Below are 17,060 nucleotides of genomic sequence, written 5' to 3' on the forward strand. Positions count from 1 at the left end.
TGGCTGGGCGCTGACTATGCTTGGCTGCGATATCACAAATGGCCGCGTCAGGAGCAAACGATGAGCATGACCTTTTCCGGCCAGGTAGCCCTGGTCACCGGCGGCGCTGCGGGTATTGGCCGGGCGACGGCGTTGGCTTTTGCCCGTGAAGGCTTGAAAGTGGTGGTGGCCGACCTCGACCCGGTCGGCGGCGAAGCCACGGTGGGCCTGATCCACGATGCGGGCGGCGATGCGATGTTCATCGCCTGCGACGTGACCCGGGAGGCCGATGTGCGCCAGCTGCATGAACGGCTGATAGCCGCCTATGGCCGGCTGGACTACGCCTACAACAATGCCGGCATCGAGATCGAGCAGGGCCGTTTGGCTGAGGGTAGCGAGGCGCAGTTCGACGCCATCATGGGCGTCAACGTCAAGGGTGTGTGGCTGTGCATGAAGTACCAACTGCCGCTGCTGCTGGCCCAGGGCGGTGGGGCGATCGTCAATACCGCATCGGTGGCAGGGTTGGGCGCGGCGCCGAAGATGAGCATCTACAGTGCGTCAAAGCACGCGGTGATCGGCTTGACCAAGTCGGCGGCAATCGAATATGCCAAGAAAGGCATCCGGGTGAACGCGGTGTGCCCGGCGGTTATCGACACCGACATGTTCCGCCGTGCGTATGAGGCGGACCCGCGCAAGGCCGAGTTCGCAGCGGCGATGCACCCGGTGGGGCGCATCGGCAAGGTCGAGGAAGTTGCCAGTGCGGTGCTGTACCTGTGCAGCGATGGCGCGGCTTTCACCACCGGGCATAGCCTGACTGTGGACGGCGGAGCGACGGCGATCTGACTTGCGGTGTGTGCGTGGGTGTAGGAGCGGCCTTGCGTCGCGAAAGGGGCGCGTAGCGGCCCCAGCAATCTATGCGGCGAAGCTGAGACCGTGGGGCCGCTACGCGCCCCTTTCGCGACGCAAGGCCGCTCCTACAATCAGTGGTGTACCTGCACCAGCGGCTTTTCTGGCAAAGCTGCTCGGGCAGACACCACAAGTGCCAGGCCAACCAGCACACACCCCAGCACCAGCACCCCACCAAACACCAGCAAGGCCACCCGCGCGCCCAACCGGTCGCTGAGCAACCCGGTAAAGATCACCGGCAAGCTGAACCCCAGGTACGCCAGCAAGAAGAACCCGGCACTGGCCCGGGTTTTCTCGCTGCCGGCCAGTTGGTTCACCGCCGCCAGGCCGCCCAGGTAGATAAACCCATAACACGCACTGCTGGCCGCCACGGCGCCCAGCAAGACCGCAGCCAGTTGCCCGCTGTCGGCACCCCAGGCCAGCACCGCGTAGCTGCACGGCAAAATCACCAGCCCCAGCAGTGTGGCCTTGAGGCTCGAAAGGCGACGGGCCATCGGCTGGAACAACAAGCCGCAACTGATCACACAGAAGGTCGACAACCCTGACCACGCGCTCAGGCCATGCTGGCGCAGGATCCCCGGCAGCAGGGCGATGACCAGGCCCACGCAGGCCCAGGCCAGCAGAATGGCCAGGCCATAGGCAACGCTGCCACGCGGGTAGTACGGCAGGCGCAGCATGGCGCTGCGTTGCGCCGGGCGTGGGTCGGGCAGGCGCCACACCAGCACCAGGGCAACGACGGCCAGCAGCAGTTGCAGGTGGAAGCTGCCAGGGGTCAGGCTTGGGCCGCGCAGCAGGAACAGGCTGGTAAGCGCCGCGCCCAGGCCAAAGCCCAGCGAGGTGCTGGCGGTAACCCAGTTGGCAGCGCGGCCGCTGCCGTCGCTGCCCATCAGCTCGCTCATGTAGGCGGTGGCCATGGCCGAGGCCAGGCCGGTGCCCAGGCCCAGGAACAGCCGCGCCAGGCCGAGGGTTTGCAGGCTGGGGGCCAGCAGCATGAGCACGGTGGCGACCATCGACAGCAGCAGCGCGGCGATTATCATCGGCCGGCGCCCGACCCGGTCGGCCAGCCCGCCCAGGGCCAGCAGCACTGGCAGCACGCCCAGCACGTAGCCGGAGAAGGCCACTGCGGTGGCGGCGGCGCCTTGCCCGGAGAGGTCGGCGTAGGTGATATAGAGCGGGGCCTGGAGGTTGACCGCCAGAGTGATCAGGCACAGGGCGAAGGCTAATCGGGTAGAGGCGCAGGGCATGGGTGGGATCCTGAAGTTTAGGTATCTGCCCCGCGAAGAGGCCCTGCCCACACTGACCTTTATCCGCCGCCGCAACTAGACACACCCACCACCCATTTATGCTTAACTGTTCGCTCAAAATCCGCGAACACTTACCATGCACTTCTCCCTGGACCGCTCCAGCAGCACCCCCCTGGTGCAGCAACTCACCGACCACCTGCAAACCTGGATCGACCAGCAGCGCCTGCGTCCCGGGGCGCGCCTGCCGTCGATCCGTGCACTGGCGCACAGCCAGGCGGTCAGCGCGTCTTGTGTGATCGAGGCCTATGATCGCCTGGTCGCCAGCGGCTGGCTGGAGGCGCGGCACGGCACCGGTTTCTTCGTCGCCGAGCGCAAACCAGGGGGCGGGGCCGATGATGGCCAGCCCTGGGGCGAGGCCGGCGATGGTCACTGGCGGCAATTTCGCGAGGGCCATGACGAATTGCTCAAGCTCGGTTGTGGCTGGTTGCCCAACAGCTGGCGTGCCACCACCGAGCTGGCCCAGGCCGTACGCCTGGTCAGCCGCGGCAACCCGCAAGACCTGCTCGACTACTGCCCACCCCTGGGCCTGGCCAGCTTGCGCCAGCAACTGCACAAGCGCCTGGCGCGCCTGGATATCGCCGCCGGCCCGGAGCGCATCCTCACTACCCAGGGCGCCAGCCATGGCCTCGACCTGTTGGTACGCACGCTGCTGCGCCCTGGCGATACGGTGCTGGTGGAAAACCCCGGTTACTACAACCTGTTCAACCTGCTGCGCCAGCACCAGGTGCGCATGTTGCCCGTGCCGCGCCTGGCCGAGGGCCCAGACCTGGCTGCGCTGGAGCGCTTGCTTGCGGAGCATCGCCCACGATGCCTGTTCATCAACAGCCTGTACCACAACCCGACGGGCACCAGCCTCACCCCCAAAGTGGCCTACCGCCTGCTGGAACTGGCCCGCGAGCACGACCTGCGCATCATCGAAGACGACATCTACGCCGACTTCCAGGAGGGCCCGGCAACGCGCCTGGCTACGCTGGACAGCGAACAGCGGGTGATCTACATGGCCAGTTTCTCCAAGACCCTGAGCAGCTCGTTGCGGGTCGGCTACCTGGTTGCCGAGCCCTTGTTGCTGGCGCGGCTGGCTGAACTGAAAATGGTCAGCGGCATCGGCACGTCGCGGTTTGCCGAGCAGGTGGTCGGGCAGATGCTGGCCAACGGCAGTTACCGAAAAAGCGTGCAACGCCTGCGGTTGCGCCTGGGTCAGCACATGGCCAAGTTGCTTGGGCAACTGGAGCAAACAGGCTGGGAGGTGTTCTGTGAACCCTATGGCGGCATGTTCGTCTGGGCCAGGGTACCGGGGCGTGACTTCGCCAGCCTCGAGCAACTGGCCCTGGAGCATTCGGTGCTGCTCACCCCTGGCAGCGCCTTCGATTGCCAGGGCGCCGCCAGCGCCTGGCTGCGCATCAATGTCGCTTACGGGCAGGATTCTCGCGCCCAGGCCTTCTTGAAATACGCAGGGCGACCCCCAGCACACTGATAGCGACACGCTCATAGCTATTTGACACTATTCTGGCGTCAGGCCCTTGTGAGTGGACTGGCATCGTTGCCACGCTTGGCCTTCGGCAAACCTGACAAGGTGAAGGGGAATCGGCGATGGGTGCGACCAAGCACGGTGTTCTGGCCAACCTGGGCATGGCCCGCAAACTGGGCCTGGGCTTTACCCTGGTGCTGTTGCTGACCCTGGCGGTGGCGGCCATTGGCATCGCCGCGTTGCACAGTGTGGGCCAGCGCTTTGACGGCTTGCGCCAGCTGGCCCAGTTCAATACCGACCTGCTCAGGTTGCGCCAGCACGAACAAACCTTTGCCCTGAGCTCTGATATCAAGCAGGCCGAGGCGTTGCGCAGCGGTTTGCAGGGGTTGGCCGAGCGCGCCCGTGGCTTGCCGGCGCTGGCGGCGGCCGAGGCTGAGCTGGGCGCTTACGGGCAGGCGTTCGAGGCCTTTGTCGAGGCGGTGCAGGCCAAGGAGCTGGCGCTGGACATGGCCAGTTGGTCAGTGTCCAGCGTGGCCAACAACCTTGATGTGCTGCAGGCCGGGCTGGCCGATGACGGCACCTACACCCTCAAACAATCCCAGGGCCAGCAGGGCGGTGAGTTTCTTGAGCAGGCTGGGCAAGTGGCGCAGGTTTCACGGTTGATGCTGCAGGCGATGGACGAAGCCCGCGTGCGCCTGGAAAAGAGCCGCAAGGGTGAAGAGGGCGTCGGCCAGGCGCGCATCGCCCAGACCCTCGAAGCGGCGAACCTGGTCGAACAGCTTAAGGGCGCCGTCAGCGATGCCGGCTACCAGAGTGTGCTGGGTGAAGTGGCCGGGCACATCGGCAGCTTCTCCGACAAGCTCAACGAATACACCGACCTGCTGGCCAAGGAGCAAGGCCTCAAGGCCGAGTTACAGGCGCGGGCCGAGCAGGTCACCGGCCGGGTCGACCAGGCCTACCTGGGACAGGAGCAGGTCTTGCAGGGCGAATTGTCCCGCAATGCCCTGGCCATTGCCCTGGCCACGGGGCTTGCACTGTTGGCCGGCGTGCTGGCTGCCTGGCTGATCACTCGCGCGGTGGTTGGCCCGCTCAAGCGCGTCATCGCCCGCGCCCAGCGCATTGCTGCGGGCGAGTTAGGCCTGGAGGCAGAAGCGCCGCGCAGCGATGAGGTTGGGCAGTTGCTGCAGGCCATGCAGCAGATGGCGGCCGGCCTGTCGGGCATTGTCAGCGGGTTGCAGCAGGGCATCGAGCAACTGGCCGGCAGCGCCCAGGCGTTGTCAGCGGTGACCGAGCAGACCAACCGCGAGGTGGGCAGCCAGAAGGAGGAGACCGAGCAGGTGGCGACCGCCATGCAGCAGATGACTGCCACTGTGCACGATGTGGCGCGCAATGCCGAGGAGGCAGCGCAGGCGGCCCAGTCGGCCGACGACAAGGTCGAGTCCGGGCAGCAGGTGGTGCGTCAGAGCATGCAGCGCATCGAACAGTTGGCGACAGCCGCAGAGGCGGCCAGTGCCGGCATCGACAGCCTCAGCGCAGAGATCCACACCATTGGTGATGTGCTCGAAGTGATCAAGAGCGTCGCTGAGCAGACCAACCTGCTGGCGCTCAATGCCGCGATCGAGGCGGCCCGTGCCGGCGAGCAGGGGCGTGGGTTCGCGGTAGTGGCTGACGAGGTACGGGCGCTGGCCCGACGTACCCGGCAATCGACCGAGCAGATCGAAACCCTGGTCGCCAGCCTGCGCGGCAATGCCCAGCAGTCGGTGGCACAGATCCGCGGCAGCACCGAGCTGGTGCGCCTGGCGGTGGCCGATGCGTTGCAGACCGAAAGCGCGCTGGGCAGCATCGCCGTGGCGGTTTCATTGATTCAGCAGATGAACCAGCAGATTGCGGCGGCGGCCGAGCAGCAGAGCTCGGTAGCCGAAGAGATCAGCCGCAGCGTCACGCAGATCCGCGGCAGTGCCGATCAGGCGGCGTTGGCGATGCAGGACAACGCCAGGTCGAGTGTCGAGCTGGCGCAGTTGGGCACTGATTTGAAAGGGATGGTGGGGCATTTCAGGTTGTGAGCCTGGCCCCTATCTCTGTTGCCTGTACTGGCCTCTTCGCGGGGCAAGCCCGCTCCCACAGGCACCTGTGGGAGCGGGCTTGCCCCGCGAAGAGGCCGGTACAAGCTACAAAAACCGTCAGTCTCTACGTGGGTTGAGGATCAACAAGGTCAACACCCCCGCCACGATCCCCCAGAACGCCGAGCCAATGGAGAACAGCGTAAACCCTGAAGCCGTGACCATGAAGGTGATCAATGCCGCCTCACGCTCACGCGCCTCACCCATGGCCACGGTCAACCCGTTCATGATCGAGCCGAACAACGCCAAGGCCGCAATCGACAGCACCAGCTCTTTCGGCAGCGCGGCAAACAATGCCGCCAAGGTCGCCCCGAATACCCCGGCAATGCCATAGAAAATCCCGCACCACACTGCCGCGGTATAGCGCTTGCTCGGGTCTTCATGGGCGTGCGGCCCGGTGCAGATCGCCGCGCTGATCGCCGCCAGGTTGACCCCGTGCGAGCCGAACGGTGCCAGCAGCAACGAGGCAAACCCGGTAGCCGAGATCAGCGGCGAGGCGGGCACCTGGTAGCCGTCGGCACGCAGCACGGCCACGCCGGGCATGTTCTGCGAGGTCATGGCCACCACGAACAGCGGAATACCGATGCTGATGGTCGCCGCCAGCGAGAAGCTCGGCGTTGTCCATACCGGCGTTGCCACTTCCAGGCTGAACCCGCTGAAGTCCAGCAGGCCAAGGGCGCCGGACAGCGCGGTGCCGACCAGCAGCGCAGCCAGCACGCAGTAGCGCGGTGACAGGCGTTTGACCAGCAGGTAGCTGAAGAACATGCCAAGCACCAGCAGCGTGCGGTGCTGGGCGGCGACGAAGATCTCGCTGCCGATCTTGAACAGGATGCCGGCCAGCAGCGCCGAGGCCAACGAGGCCGGAATACGCTTGACCAGTCGCTCGAAACTGCCAGTCAGGCCGCAGATCAGCACCAACACGGCGCAGGTGATGTAGGCGCCGATGGCCTCACCATAACTCACCCCGCCCAGGCTTGTGATCAGCAGCGCGGCACCGGGGGTCGACCAGGCCACGGTGATCGGCGTGCGATAGCGCAGCGACAGGCCAATGCTGCACACCGCCATGCCGATCGACAGCGCCCAGATCCAGGACGAAATCTGCGCGCTGGTCAGCCCGGCCGCCTGGCCGGCCTGGAACATCAGCACCAGTGAGCTGGTATAGCCGGTGAGCATGGCAATGAAGCCGGCGACAACCGCCGACGGGGAGCTGTCTGCCAGGGGCCGCAGGCGGGCGGAGGTGGCATCGGTCATGAAAAAATCCTTGTAAAGGTGTAAGCAGTTTTTTCAGACTAACGCGAGCAAGGTTGATCCTTGCCATACAGCGGCCATTGCTTTTAGCCGTACAGTCGCCAACTATTGGGCACGAATGCACAACTGCATGGGAGGGGAGGGCGATGTACAAGGTCTATGGGGACTACCAGTCGGGCAACTGCTACAAGGTCAAGCTGATGTTGAGCCTGCTGGGTCGGCCGTATGAGTGGCATCCGGTGGATATTCTCAAGGGGGAGACCGAGACCCCCGAGTTCCTGGCGATGAACCCCAATGGCAAGGTGCCGGTGCTGGAGCTGGAAGACGGCACGTACCTGTGGGAGTCCAACGCCATCCTCAACTTCCTTGCCGACGGCAGTGACTTCCTGCCTACCGAGCCGCGCTTGCGCACGCAGGTGTTGCAGTGGCACTTCTTCGAGCAGTACAGCCATGAGCCTTATATTGCCGTGGCGCGGTTCATTCAGTTCTACCTGGGGCTGCCGGATGACCGGCTGGCGGAATACCGCAAGCTGCATAAAGGTGGTTACAAGGCGCTCAAGGTCATGGAGCGGCAGTTGCAGATGACGCCGTACCTGGTCGGCGACCGCTATTCGATTGCCGATGTGGCGCTGTATGCCTATACCCATGTGGCCCAGCAGGGTGGGTTCGACCTGGCGGACTACCCGGCGGTCAGGGCCTGGCTGGAACGGGTGGCCAGCCACCCTCGGCATGTGCCGATGGTGGGCTGAGCCGGCCCGTGCCTAGAGGTCAGGCGAAGCGCTTGTCCAGGTAGGCAATGATCGCCTTGGACTCGTACATCCAGCTCACCTTGCCGTCTTCCTCGATGCGCAGGCACGGCACCTTGACCCTGCCTCCGCCTTCGAGCAGCGCCTGGCGATGCACCGGGTCGTTTTTGGCGTCACGCAGCGCCACCGGCACATTCAGGCGGTGCAGGGTGCGGCGAGTCTTGACGCAGAATGGGCAGGCATGAAACTGGTACAGCGTAAGGCTACTGGCCGCTTGCTCGACGCGCGCCTGGGCGGCGGCATCGCGCTTGCGCTTGGCCGGGCGGCTGATCCAGTCGCCGAACACGATGAGCTGGCCGAGGCCAACCCGCAGGGCTTTGACGATCATGGGCAACTCCTGAAAAGAAAAAGCCGACCCCGCAGGGTCGGCTCGGGATCACCAGCCGATCACTTGATCAGGCTGAGGAACTCGCTGCGGGTGGCCGCGTTTTCGCGGAACTCGCCCAGCATCACCGAGGTGATCATGCTCGAGTTCTGCTTCTCGACACCGCGCATCATCATGCACATGTGCTTGGCTTCGATCACCACGGCCACGCCAGCGGCGCCGGTCACCTTCTCGACAGCTTCGGCGACCTGGCGGCTGAGGTTTTCCTGAATCTGCAGGCGACGGGCGTACATGTCGACGATGCGGGCAACTTTCGACAGGCCCAGAACCTTGCCCTTGGGCAGGTAGGCAACGTGAGCCTTGCCGATGAAAGGCAGCATGTGGTGCTCGCACATCGAGTACAGCTCGATGTCCCGGACCAGCACCATCTCGCTGTTATCGGAGGTGAACAGCGCGCCGTTGGTGACTTCTTCCAGCGTCTGCTCATAACCGCGGCAAAGGTACTTCATGGCCTTTGCAGCCCGCTTGGGCGTGTCGAGCAGGCCCTCACGGGAGACGTCCTCGCCGATCTGGCTGAGAATCTCGGTGTAGTTCTGTTCCAGGGACATGTATCTACCTGTGGGAAAAATCGCAAAAACGAAGGGTACGGCGGCAAGGGCGGCGCTGCAAGCGCGGCGTTACTCGTCGCGTCCTTCAAGCATGGTTCGTTTGAGCATCACGTAGACTGCGCCGGTGCCCCCATGGCGCGCATTGCACGAGGCAAAACCGAGCACTTGCGGGTGCTGGCGCAGCCAGGTGTTGACGTGACTCTTGATCATCGGGCGCTTGCCGTCGAGGCGTGCGGCCTTGCCGTGGGTGACGCGCACGCAGCGCACTTCCAGCTTGGTGGCCTCGGCGATGAAGTCCCAGAGGGTCTCACGGGCTTTCTCGACGGTCATGCCGTGCAGGTCGAGGCTGCCCTCGAAGGCGATCTGGCCGAGCTTGAGTTTGCGCAGCTGGGTTTCCTGCACGCCGTCACGGCGCCACATCAACTCGTCCTCGGCGCCGACGTCGATGACGAACTGGTCGGACATGCCATCGATCACCAGTGCCTTGTCGCTGCGCACGGTGGCCGCCTGCCGCAGGCCGGCCAGTTGCTTGCGGTCGGCCTTGGGTTTGCCGACCTCGGCACGGTCGTGCTTGATCGGCTTGACGCCGCGCACTTCGGCATGGAACAGGGAAAAGTCGTTGTCTTGCATGATGCCTCCACGTGGGCGGCGTAGTTTACGCGACTGTGGGCGGCTGTGCAGCCATGTGTAGTCTGCGCGGGCTTCTTCGCGGCATCAGTGGAAACGTCAGTCGTGCTTTTTCATCAAGTGCGGCGACAGGTTCAGCTCACGCCCACGGCGCAGGCGAATGCGGCTACGCCGCCAAAACCTCACGCCCAGCCACAGCAATAACAACCCCCCTGCCGTGAAGGTGGCCGACAGCGGCCGGTTGGCATTGAGTTCGGCCAGGGCCGGGTAATTGCCCAGCAGGCCGGCGATGCCGGCCATGGCCAGCAGTACACCCAGCGTTGCCAGCAGGGCCGACAGGCCGGCGGCCAGGCGAGCGCCCCAGTTGCGTGGTTCGCGCGGGCGCAGGCGCTTGGCGTCGAAACTGCCTTTGAGCTTCATTCCGATTTCCTCTGTGGATATCCGGAATTCGACCTGCGCTCGCCCGTTGGGTTCCGCCCGGCTGCCGGGCGGTAATTACCGGCCATTGGATCAGATCAGGCTGGTGGTAGGGGCGACACAGGCGAAGTTATCGGCCATCACGGCCATTTCACACTGGTGGATCTGCGCGGCCGGGATCACCCCGTCCTTGAACGCCAAGTCGCGGGTCGCCGAGGCGTCTTCCACCAGGGTGCACCGATAACCATAGTCCTTGGCGCGGCGCACGGTGGTGCTGACGCTGGAATGGCTCATGAAACCGCAGACGATCAGGTCCAGGTGGCCAAGCTCCTGCAAAGTGTCGTGCAGCTTGGTGTTCTTGAACGCGTTGGGCATGCGCTTTTCAATGACGATTTCGCCATCGTGCGGCTCCAGCCCGGGGATGAACTGGCCGCCGCTGCCTTGTGGGTCGAAGCGGCCACCGACAGTGCCCAAGTGGCGGACGTGGATGATCGGGCGGCCGCTCTTGCGCGCAGCGTCGAGCAACCGGGCGATGTTGGCCACGGCCTCGTCCATGCCCGACAGCGCCAGGGGACCACTCAGGTACTCCTTCTGCGCATCGATGATGATCAGGCTGGCGTGGCTCAACTTGGCCGGCGGGTAGTCGCGGCCAGTGAGGCGGAACATCGTGGTTGGAACGGACATCAAGGGCTCCTTGGAAGGGCTTTTGTATACCTATTGTCCCTTGCCTTGGCGTCAATGGGAATGGTTGACATCACAAGCGGCGTAGTTACTGGCCTGTGGCTAGCCTTTGGGCAACCCGAAGGAACATTTGTGCGGGTTGGGCTGTTAGACTTTTGTACGGTCTGAATTAGGAGTACCCCGTGATCACATCCCGTCTGCGCACGCTGCGCGACTACATCCGCTGGGCGGTCAGCCGCTTCCACGAGCGCGAGCTGTTCTTCGGCCACGGTGCCGACAACGCCTGGGACGAAGCCCGTTTGCTGGTGCTGGGCGCCGTGCACCTGCCATGGGAGGTGGCCGACAGCTACCTGGACTGCATGCTCGAGGACGACGAGCGCGTGCGCCTGCAGCACCTGTTGAAGCGGCGCATCGAAGAGCGTGTGCCCACCGCCTACTTGTTGGGCGAGGCGTGGTTCTGCGGCATGTCGTTCATCGTCGACGAGCGGGTGCTGGTGCCCCGTTCGCCCATTGGCGAGCTGATTGAAAAACGTTTCGAGCCGTGGCTGGCGTCAGAGCCTGCGCGCATTCTCGACCTGTGCACAGGCTCCGGTTGCATCGGCATCGTGGCGGCCGAAGTGTTCCCCGAGGCCGAAGTGGTGCTGGGTGACCTGTCGTTCGATGCCCTTGAGGTGGCGAACCAGAACATCGAACGGCACGGCCTGGACATGCGCGTCTACACCGTGCAGGGCGACGGCTTCGATGGCCTGCCAGGGCAGCGTTTCGACCTGATCCTGTCCAACCCGCCGTACGTCGACGCCGAAGACTTCGACGACATGCCGGCCGAGTATCACCACGAGCCCGAGCTGGGCCTGGCCTGCGGTAACGATGGCCTGGACCTGGTGCGGCGCATGCTTGCCGAGGCGGCAGACCACCTCAACGACAAGGGTTTGCTGATCGTCGAAGTGGGTAACAGCCAGGTGCACGTCGAGTCGCTGTACCCCGAGGTGGATTTTGCCTGGCTGGAGTTCGAGCGTGGCGGGCATGGGGTGTTCATGCTGACGGCCGAGCAGTGCCGCCAGCATCAGGAGCTGTTCAAAGCCCGCGTTTGACTTGGGGCCGCAGCCACCCTTTCAGCGGGTTGCAATCCAGATCAGCAACCCGGCCTGAAATACCGCAAAGGCCACCAGGCAGGTGATGGTAAAGCGCAACCCGCCGTCTTCGCGCCGGTACTTGGCCACCCGCTCATCCCGCTCACGCAGTTGGCCTTCCTTCTCTTGCAACTGCTGGTCGGCCTGCTGCAGCAGGTTGGCCGCGTCGAGAATCTCGACCCGCTGCAGCCGCTCGTTGCTCCAGGCGGCCTTGAGCTGGCCCACCGTGATTTCCACGGTGCGGCCTTTCAGGTGCTGAGGGTCTTCATATTCGACCTTGATGCCAACCCCATGCAGGAACTGGTCGCGGCGCAGGCGTGAATCCTCGCTCAGGGCATCCTTGTTCGGCAGTGCCATGCCTTCGACCTGGTAATGCGACCACTTGCGCTGCAACCATTGCACGGCCTGGGCCAGCATGAAGCGGCCGATGCCGCGGTTCAGCGGTTCCAGTTGCAGGCCCTGTTCACTGCCAATGCGCACCCGGCGCTCGGCGTGGTCGACGCGGATATCCAGGTGGTTCTGCTCCTTGCGCACTTTTTGCCCAGGCAGCTGGATTTCCATACGCAGCAGGCTGTGCGCCTTGTCGTGGCGCTCGGCATAGCCGAACTGCACGAACCGTAGCGGGCGGGCGCCCGTGGCGCGGTCGGTGGGCAGGGGCGCCAGGCGCAACAGCTGGAAGTGTTCGACGGCAAGGTCTGCCCAAGGCAGCGTGGCGCCGTCCTCGGGTTGTGGCTGTTCGGCCGGTTCTACGGCGGTAGGGGCAATGGTCATCAGGGCTGTCCTTATGTACGTGCTGGCAGCCTGAGGGGGCACTGCGTGCCCCTTTCGCGACCCAAGGCCACCCCTACAGGGCATCGCGTGCTTTTTTGTAGGAGCGGCCTTGCGTCGCGAAAGGGTTGCGCAGCGGCCCCGGATTCTCGCCACCACCCACGTTATCGGCAGCGGCGTTCAAGACCTGAGGGTCAGGCCGATGGCAAATGCTGGATGAACGTCACGATTCGCTCTCCCAGTTCGCGAGCCAGAGGCAGCTCTGGGTTGAGGTAGCTGTCACGTTGCTGGCTCATGCCCTTGGGGCTGATGCGCAGCATGTGGTTCATGCCATCGATCAAGACCAGTTGCGCATCAGGTTTAGCTGCCTTCAGGCGCTCGGCATCGGTCACGTCTACCTGCACGTCATTACGGCCCTGGACAATCAGCGCCGGCATCGGCAGTTGCGCGAACGCCGCCGCCGGGTTCTGCCGGAACAGCGAAATCAGGTAGGGCTGCACGCTGGGGCGGAACACCTGGCGCAGCGGAGCGGGTACGTCCAGACTGGTCTGCCCAGCCTGCAGGCGGTCGAGCAAGGCACTGCCACGGGCCAGTTGGGCGGGCGGCAGGCGCTGGGCCAGCTGTTCGCGCAGCACCTCAGCCAGCGGCCGGCCGCTGCCGGCCAGGGTGATCACCGCGCTGGCGCCGGCCTGCTCGGCAGCCAGGCTGGCGATCAGCGCGCCTTCGCTGTGGCCGACCAGAATCAGTGGGCCGAAACGCGGGTCGGCCTTGAGCTTGCGGCTCCAGGCCACCACATCGGCGACATAGCGCTCGACGCTGAGGTCACGTTCATCGGGCGTGGCCGGTTGGCTGGCGGCCACGCCACGTTTGTCGAAGCGCACGCTGGCAATGTGGTCGCCAGCCAGCAACAGGGCCAGCCGCTTGAGGTTGTCGATACGCCCCGAGGCCGGGTTGTTGCCGTCGCGGTCCGTCGGGCCGGAACCAGCGATGATCAACACCACGGGGGGTGGGGTGGCCTGCTGCGGCAACAGCAGGCTGCCGTGCAGCACCCCCTGGCCGGTGTCCAGGTCGATGGGGCGTTGCAGGACGGTGGGGGAGGCGGCCTGGGCGAGGCTGGCGCAGAGCATGAAAAGCAAGGCGACGAGGCGCGGCATCATGGGGTACTACGGTGGGGAGGTGATGAATATGACCTAATGTTTGCGTGAAGGTTCGCAAGGCCAGTACAGACGACCATTCCTGTTGAAATTTTCCGTATACTGCCGCTTTCGTTCATCTCAGGCAGACTCGCGGAGCGTCCATGTCCGGCAATACCTACGGCAAGCTGTTCACTGTCACCACCGCTGGCGAAAGCCATGGCCCGGCGTTGGTCGCCATTGTCGATGGATGCCCACCGGGCCTGGAGATCTCCCTGGCCGACCTGCAGCATGACCTCGACCGGCGCAAGCCCGGCACCAGCCGGCACACCACCCAGCGCCAAGAGCCGGACGAGGTGGAAATCCTCTCCGGCGTGTTCGAAGGGCGCACCACGGGCTGCTCGATCGGCCTGCTGATCCGTAACACCGACCAGAAGTCCAAGGACTATTCGGCGATCAAGGACCTGTTCCGCCCGGCGCACGCCGATTACACCTACCACCACAAGTACGGTGAACGTGATTACCGCGGCGGCGGGCGCAGCTCGGCCCGCGAAACCGCCATGCGCGTGGCGGCGGGGGCCATCGCCAAGAAGTACCTGGCCACCCAGGGCATCACCGTGCGCGGCTACATGAGCCAGCTCGGCCCGATCGAGATCCCGTTCAAGACCTGGGCATCGGTAGAGCAGAACGCCTTCTTCAGCCCCGACCCGGACAAGGTGCCGGAGCTCGAGGCCTACATGGACCAGCTGCGCCGCGACCAGGATTCGGTTGGGGCCAAGATCACCGTGGTCGCCGAAGGGGTGATGCCGGGCCTGGGCGAGCCCATCTTCGACCGCCTCGACGCGGAACTTGCCCATGCGCTGATGAGCATCAACGCGGTCAAGGGTGTGGAAATCGGCGCGGGCTTTGCCAGTGTCGCCCAGCGCGGTACCGAACACCGTGATGAAATGACCCCGGAAGGTTTCCTCAGCAACAACGCTGGCGGTATTCTTGGCGGTATTTCCTCGGGGCAGCCTATCGTTGCGCACCTGGCGCTGAAACCGACGTCGAGCATCACGGTGCCGGGCCGCTCGATCGATGTGAATGGTAATCCGGTCGAAGTGATCACCAAGGGGCGTCATGACCCGTGTGTCGGCATCCGCGCCACGCCGATCGCCGAGGCGATGATGGCCATTGCGCTGATGGACCACCTGCTGCGTCACCGCGCGCAGAATGCCGAGGTCAAGGTCAGTACTCCGGTGCTGGGCCAGCTCTGATTCGTCGGTACCAGCCTCTTCGCGGGTGTAGCCGCGAGGAGGCCGGTACCGGCAACAACAAAACTGGCTGAGCCACCATGCCCCCGATTCCCTACTGGCGCCTGTCCAGCTTCTACCTTTTCTACTTCGCCCTGCTGGGCTCCACCGCCCCCTTCCTGGCGTTGTACTTCGACCACCTGGGTTTCTCCCCGGCGCGCATCGGCGAGCTGGTGGCCATCCCCATGCTGATGCGCTGCATCGCGCCCAACCTGTGGGGCTGGCTGGGCGACCGCACCGGCCAGCGCCTGCTGATCGTGCGCCTGGGGGCGTTGTCCACCTTGGCCAGCTTCGCCCTGATCTTCTTCGGCAAGAGCTACGCCTGGCTGGCGCTGGTCATGGCCTTGCATGCGTTTTTCTGGCACGCGGTGCTGCCGCAGTTCGAGGTCATCACCCTGGCCCACCTGCACGGGCAGACGTCCCGCTACAGCCAGGTACGCCTGTGGGGCTCGATCGGTTTCATCCTGACCGTGGTCGGCTTGGGCCGGTTGTTCGAGTGGCTGAGCCTGGACATCTACCCGGTAGCCCTCGTCACGATCATGGCCGGTATCGTCGCCGCCAGCCTTTGGGTGCCCAATGCCCAGCCGGTGGAGCAGGGCGAGCGCAGCGGCGCGGGGGGCTTCGTGCAGCAGCTACGGGCGCCTGGGGTTATCGCGTTCTATGTGTGCGTGGCGCTGATGCAGCTCAGTCACGGGCCGTACTACACCTTCCTCACCCTGCACCTGGAGCACCTGGGCTACAGCCGTGGCGCCATCGGCCTGTTGTGGGCGCTGGGGGTGGTGGCCGAGGTGCTGGTGTTCATGGCCATGAGCCGGGTCTTCGCGCGGTTTTCCGTGCAGCGGGTGCTGCTGGCCAGCTTCCTGTTGGCCGCCGTGCGCTGGCTGTTGCTTGGCACCCTGGCGGATGACCCGGCAGTGCTCGTGCTGGCCCAGGTGATGCACGCGGCTACTTTCGGTTGCTTTCATGCCGCTTGCATTGCGTTCGTCCAGGCCAGCTTCGGCGCGCGCCAGCAAGGCCAGGGCCAGGCGTTGTACGCGGCACTGTCGGGCACCGGCGGTGCGCTCGGCGCCTTGTACTCGGGCTACAGCTGGAACCTGCTGGGGCCAGCCTTCACCTTTGGTATGGCCAGTGCCGCAGCCTTGGCCGCAGCCGTTATCATTGCCCTTTGTTCGCAATCGACCAGGACCCGCCACTGATGAGTATCCTCAGCGTTTTCCACCCGTCCAGCCCGGAGCTGCCGAACAAGCTGCTGACCCACCACGACGATATACAGGCCACGCTGGCCGAGCAGGGCGTGCGTTTCGTCCACCGCCCGCTTGAGCTACGGGTTCGCCCCGGCAGCGCCGCAGACGAGGTCATGGCCGCGTGCGGCGACTATCTCGATGAACTGATGACCGGCCATGGCAGTACGGTCTTCGCGGTACTCAACCGTGACGTCGCGGACCCGCTGCAGGCCGATGTGCGTGATGAACACGTGCATGACGCCGAAGAGGTGTTTGCGGTCGTCAGCGGGCGGGCGCAGGTGGGCTTGCGCCTGGGTGGGTTCGTGTATTCGGTGCTGTGCGAGAAGGGTGACCAGTTGGTGGTCCCGGCCGGCACGCGGCGCTGGGTAGAGCTGGGGGAGACGCCATTCTGTGTGGCGTTGCGGTTGTTTGGCAGTGAGCAGGGGATGCAGGCGAGGTTTACCGGGGACGAGACTGCCCGAGCGTTCTTGGGCATCGACGAGCTGTGAGACGTGTACCGGTTTCTTCGCGGAGCAAGTCTGCCCCGCGAAGAAAGCGGTAAAAAGAATCAGCGATAGGTCGGCAATGCAAACCGTTGCTGGCTCTGCAGCATGGTAATGACGGGCAGTTCGCTCGCCTGTTCGGCCAGGTCACGGCGAATGGCGCTGATCGCCCAGGACAGCTGCTCGGCGCTGTGCAGTTGCCCGTAGGTCAACACGCGGCGGGTAACCTTGCCATCAGCGGCACGCAGGGTCAGCAAGACACCACCATCGGGGCGGGGCTGGGTAGCGACCTGGTAGGCCGAAAACACCGAGACGAACTTTTCCTGGATGAGGTCCATATCAACTCCTGACTGTTGTGTGGCAGACGTGAGTTGATGGTTGCAGCGACCGTGCCAAAAAACTTTCTATCTAAAAGTTCTTTAAAATCAATGGGTTGAGCTTATTTTTACAAGGCTGCCTCGTGCAACCTGCATGGTCGTGCATTTTGCACAGTGCATTTTGCACGAGCCCTGAGTTAGCTAT

18 protein-coding genes and 1 pseudogene are annotated in these 17,060 nt (G+C 64.5%); 9 read left to right on the forward strand and 10 right to left on the reverse strand.

Annotated features, from left to right (window positions below; all coding sequences use genetic code 11):
• Nucleotides 1-60 precede the first annotated feature (60 nt).
• The gene (locus LOY26_RS06745) at nt 61-822 is read left to right on the forward strand and encodes an SDR family oxidoreductase (RefSeq protein WP_258714506.1); all 762 of its coding nucleotides are present in this window, start codon (nt 61-63) and stop codon (nt 820-822) included.
• A gap of 137 nt (nt 823-959) precedes the next feature.
• Here LOY26_RS06745 and LOY26_RS06750 read toward each other — a convergent pair whose 3' ends face one another.
• On the reverse strand, nt 960-2,129 hold the full coding sequence (locus tag LOY26_RS06750) for an MFS transporter (RefSeq protein ID WP_258714507.1): 1,170 nt from the start codon (nt 2,127-2,129) through the stop codon (nt 960-962).
• Between the two features lie 136 nt (nt 2,130-2,265).
• On the opposite strand from LOY26_RS06750, the gene LOY26_RS06755 reads away from it, so the two are divergent.
• From LOY26_RS06755 to LOY26_RS26985, 3 genes and pseudogenes are all read left to right on the forward strand, one after another.
• Nucleotides 2,266-3,663: a PLP-dependent aminotransferase family protein gene (locus LOY26_RS06755; protein WP_186659340.1), complete on the forward strand. Its 1,398-nt coding sequence runs from the start codon at nt 2,266-2,268 to the stop codon at nt 3,661-3,663.
• A gap of 668 nt (nt 3,664-4,331) precedes the next feature.
• Nucleotides 4,332-4,859 (forward strand): annotated as a pseudogene (locus LOY26_RS26980) (HAMP domain-containing protein); the annotation flags it as partial.
• Nucleotides 4,857-5,720 carry a methyl-accepting chemotaxis protein gene (locus LOY26_RS26985; protein WP_408980767.1) on the forward strand — a complete coding sequence of 288 codons (864 nt, stop codon included), beginning with the start codon at nt 4,857-4,859 and terminating at the stop codon, nt 5,718-5,720. The pseudogene LOY26_RS26980 and the gene LOY26_RS26985, both read left to right, overlap by 3 nt.
• A 117-nt stretch (nt 5,721-5,837) precedes the next feature.
• On the opposite strand, the gene LOY26_RS06765 is transcribed toward LOY26_RS26985, so the two are convergent.
• Entirely contained in the window at nt 5,838-7,028 is a 1,191-nt protein-coding gene (locus LOY26_RS06765; protein WP_258714508.1) for a benzoate/H(+) symporter BenE family transporter, read from the reverse strand.
• A gap of 143 nt (nt 7,029-7,171) precedes the next feature.
• Here LOY26_RS06765 and LOY26_RS06770 point away from each other — a divergent pair, with 143 nt between their 5' ends.
• Nucleotides 7,172-7,774, forward strand: coding sequence for a glutathione S-transferase family protein (locus LOY26_RS06770; protein WP_258714509.1), 603 nt, complete (start codon nt 7,172-7,174; stop codon nt 7,772-7,774).
• Between the two features lie 19 nt (nt 7,775-7,793).
• Here the strand turns inward: LOY26_RS06770 and LOY26_RS06775 are convergent, their stop codons facing one another.
• The 5 genes from LOY26_RS06775 to LOY26_RS06795 all read right to left on the reverse strand — a co-directional run bounded on the left by LOY26_RS06775 (nt 7,794) and on the right by LOY26_RS06795 (nt 10,492).
• Nucleotides 7,794-8,159, reverse strand: a complete 366-nt coding sequence (locus LOY26_RS06775; RefSeq protein ID WP_186659348.1) for a glutaredoxin domain-containing protein — start codon at nt 8,157-8,159, stop codon at nt 7,794-7,796.
• A 59-nt stretch (nt 8,160-8,218) separates the two neighbouring features.
• Nucleotides 8,219-8,764 (reverse strand): GTP cyclohydrolase I FolE, encoded by a 546-nt coding sequence (gene folE, locus LOY26_RS06780; protein WP_033700657.1) that lies wholly within the window; start codon nt 8,762-8,764, stop codon nt 8,219-8,221.
• A 69-nt stretch (nt 8,765-8,833) separates the two neighbouring features.
• A complete protein-coding gene (locus LOY26_RS06785) occupies nt 8,834-9,394 on the reverse strand; it encodes a Smr/MutS family protein (protein WP_033700655.1) in 561 nt (186 codons plus the stop codon).
• A gap of 96 nt (nt 9,395-9,490) precedes the next feature.
• The gene (locus tag LOY26_RS06790; protein WP_186659350.1) at nt 9,491-9,811 is read right to left on the reverse strand and encodes a hypothetical protein; all 321 of its coding nucleotides are present in this window, start codon (nt 9,809-9,811) and stop codon (nt 9,491-9,493) included.
• A 90-nt stretch (nt 9,812-9,901) separates the two neighbouring features.
• A complete protein-coding gene (locus LOY26_RS06795; protein ID WP_186659352.1) occupies nt 9,902-10,492 on the reverse strand; it encodes a cysteine hydrolase family protein in 591 nt (196 codons plus the stop codon).
• Between the two features lie 179 nt (nt 10,493-10,671).
• Between LOY26_RS06795 and prmB the strand changes: the two genes are divergently transcribed.
• Nucleotides 10,672-11,580, forward strand: a complete 909-nt coding sequence (prmB, locus tag LOY26_RS06800) for a 50S ribosomal protein L3 N(5)-glutamine methyltransferase (RefSeq protein ID WP_033700652.1) — start codon at nt 10,672-10,674, stop codon at nt 11,578-11,580.
• 21 nt (nt 11,581-11,601) lie between these two features.
• Here prmB and LOY26_RS06805 read toward each other — a convergent pair whose 3' ends face one another.
• Together LOY26_RS06805 and LOY26_RS06810 are read right to left on the reverse strand one after the other, a co-directional pair.
• Complete coding sequence (locus LOY26_RS06805) at nt 11,602-12,390, reverse strand: hypothetical protein (protein WP_258714510.1); 789 nt, start codon at nt 12,388-12,390, stop codon at nt 11,602-11,604.
• 191 nt (nt 12,391-12,581) lie between these two features.
• The gene (locus LOY26_RS06810; RefSeq protein WP_033700650.1) at nt 12,582-13,544 is read right to left on the reverse strand and encodes an alpha/beta hydrolase; all 963 of its coding nucleotides are present in this window, start codon (nt 13,542-13,544) and stop codon (nt 12,582-12,584) included.
• A gap of 140 nt (nt 13,545-13,684) precedes the next feature.
• On the opposite strand from LOY26_RS06810, the gene aroC reads away from it, so the two are divergent.
• The 3 genes from aroC (at nt 13,685) to LOY26_RS06825 (ending at nt 16,544) form a co-directional block, all read left to right on the forward strand.
• Nucleotides 13,685-14,776, forward strand: coding sequence for a chorismate synthase (aroC, locus tag LOY26_RS06815; RefSeq protein WP_033700649.1), 1,092 nt, complete (start codon nt 13,685-13,687; stop codon nt 14,774-14,776).
• A gap of 77 nt (nt 14,777-14,853) precedes the next feature.
• Nucleotides 14,854-16,008, forward strand: a complete 1,155-nt coding sequence (locus tag LOY26_RS06820) for an MFS transporter (RefSeq protein ID WP_186663032.1) — start codon at nt 14,854-14,856, stop codon at nt 16,006-16,008.
• The gene (locus LOY26_RS06825; protein ID WP_258714511.1) at nt 16,008-16,544 is read left to right on the forward strand and encodes an oxidase; all 537 of its coding nucleotides are present in this window, start codon (nt 16,008-16,010) and stop codon (nt 16,542-16,544) included. Before LOY26_RS06820 ends, LOY26_RS06825 begins: the two co-directional genes overlap by 1 nt.
• A 59-nt stretch (nt 16,545-16,603) precedes the next feature.
• Here LOY26_RS06825 and LOY26_RS06830 read toward each other — a convergent pair whose 3' ends face one another.
• Nucleotides 16,604-16,876 (reverse strand): DUF3509 domain-containing protein, encoded by a 273-nt coding sequence (locus tag LOY26_RS06830; RefSeq protein WP_033700646.1) that lies wholly within the window; start codon nt 16,874-16,876, stop codon nt 16,604-16,606.
• Between the last annotated feature and the right edge of the window lie 184 nt (nt 16,877-17,060).

Source organism: Pseudomonas sp. B21-047 (assembly GCF_024748775.1).
GTDB classification, from domain to species: Bacteria; Pseudomonadota; Gammaproteobacteria; order Pseudomonadales; family Pseudomonadaceae; genus Aquipseudomonas; species Aquipseudomonas capeferrum.

Bases quoted from the DNA above. Each gene is read 5' to 3' on its own strand.
- aroC (WP_033700649.1), top strand. From the start codon at position 13,685: ATGTCCGGCAATACCTACGGCAAGCTGTTCACTGTCACCACCGCTGGC.
- LOY26_RS06790 (WP_186659350.1), bottom strand. From the start codon at position 9,811: ATGAAGCTCAAAGGCAGTTTCGACGCCAAGCGCCTGCGCCCGCGCGAA.
- LOY26_RS06785 (WP_033700655.1), bottom strand. From the start codon at position 9,394: ATGCAAGACAACGACTTTTCCCTGTTCCATGCCGAAGTGCGCGGCGTC.
- LOY26_RS26985 (WP_408980767.1), top strand. From the start codon at position 4,857: ATGGCGGCCGGCCTGTCGGGCATTGTCAGCGGGTTGCAGCAGGGCATC.
- LOY26_RS06820 (WP_186663032.1), top strand. From the start codon at position 14,854: ATGCCCCCGATTCCCTACTGGCGCCTGTCCAGCTTCTACCTTTTCTAC.
- folE (WP_033700657.1), bottom strand. From the start codon at position 8,764: ATGTCCCTGGAACAGAACTACACCGAGATTCTCAGCCAGATCGGCGAG.
- LOY26_RS06770 (WP_258714509.1), top strand. From the start codon at position 7,172: ATGTACAAGGTCTATGGGGACTACCAGTCGGGCAACTGCTACAAGGTC.
- LOY26_RS06810 (WP_033700650.1), bottom strand. From the start codon at position 13,544: ATGATGCCGCGCCTCGTCGCCTTGCTTTTCATGCTCTGCGCCAGCCTC.
- LOY26_RS06775 (WP_186659348.1), bottom strand. From the start codon at position 8,159: ATGATCGTCAAAGCCCTGCGGGTTGGCCTCGGCCAGCTCATCGTGTTC.
- LOY26_RS06745 (WP_258714506.1), top strand. From the start codon at position 61: ATGAGCATGACCTTTTCCGGCCAGGTAGCCCTGGTCACCGGCGGCGCT.
- LOY26_RS06795 (WP_186659352.1), bottom strand. From the start codon at position 10,492: ATGTCCGTTCCAACCACGATGTTCCGCCTCACTGGCCGCGACTACCCG.
- LOY26_RS06825 (WP_258714511.1), top strand. From the start codon at position 16,008: ATGAGTATCCTCAGCGTTTTCCACCCGTCCAGCCCGGAGCTGCCGAAC.
- LOY26_RS06805 (WP_258714510.1), bottom strand. From the start codon at position 12,390: ATGACCATTGCCCCTACCGCCGTAGAACCGGCCGAACAGCCACAACCC.
- LOY26_RS06765 (WP_258714508.1), bottom strand. From the start codon at position 7,028: ATGACCGATGCCACCTCCGCCCGCCTGCGGCCCCTGGCAGACAGCTCC.
- LOY26_RS06755 (WP_186659340.1), top strand. From the start codon at position 2,266: ATGCACTTCTCCCTGGACCGCTCCAGCAGCACCCCCCTGGTGCAGCAA.
- LOY26_RS06830 (WP_033700646.1), bottom strand. From the start codon at position 16,876: ATGGACCTCATCCAGGAAAAGTTCGTCTCGGTGTTTTCGGCCTACCAG.
- LOY26_RS06750 (WP_258714507.1), bottom strand. From the start codon at position 2,129: ATGCCCTGCGCCTCTACCCGATTAGCCTTCGCCCTGTGCCTGATCACT.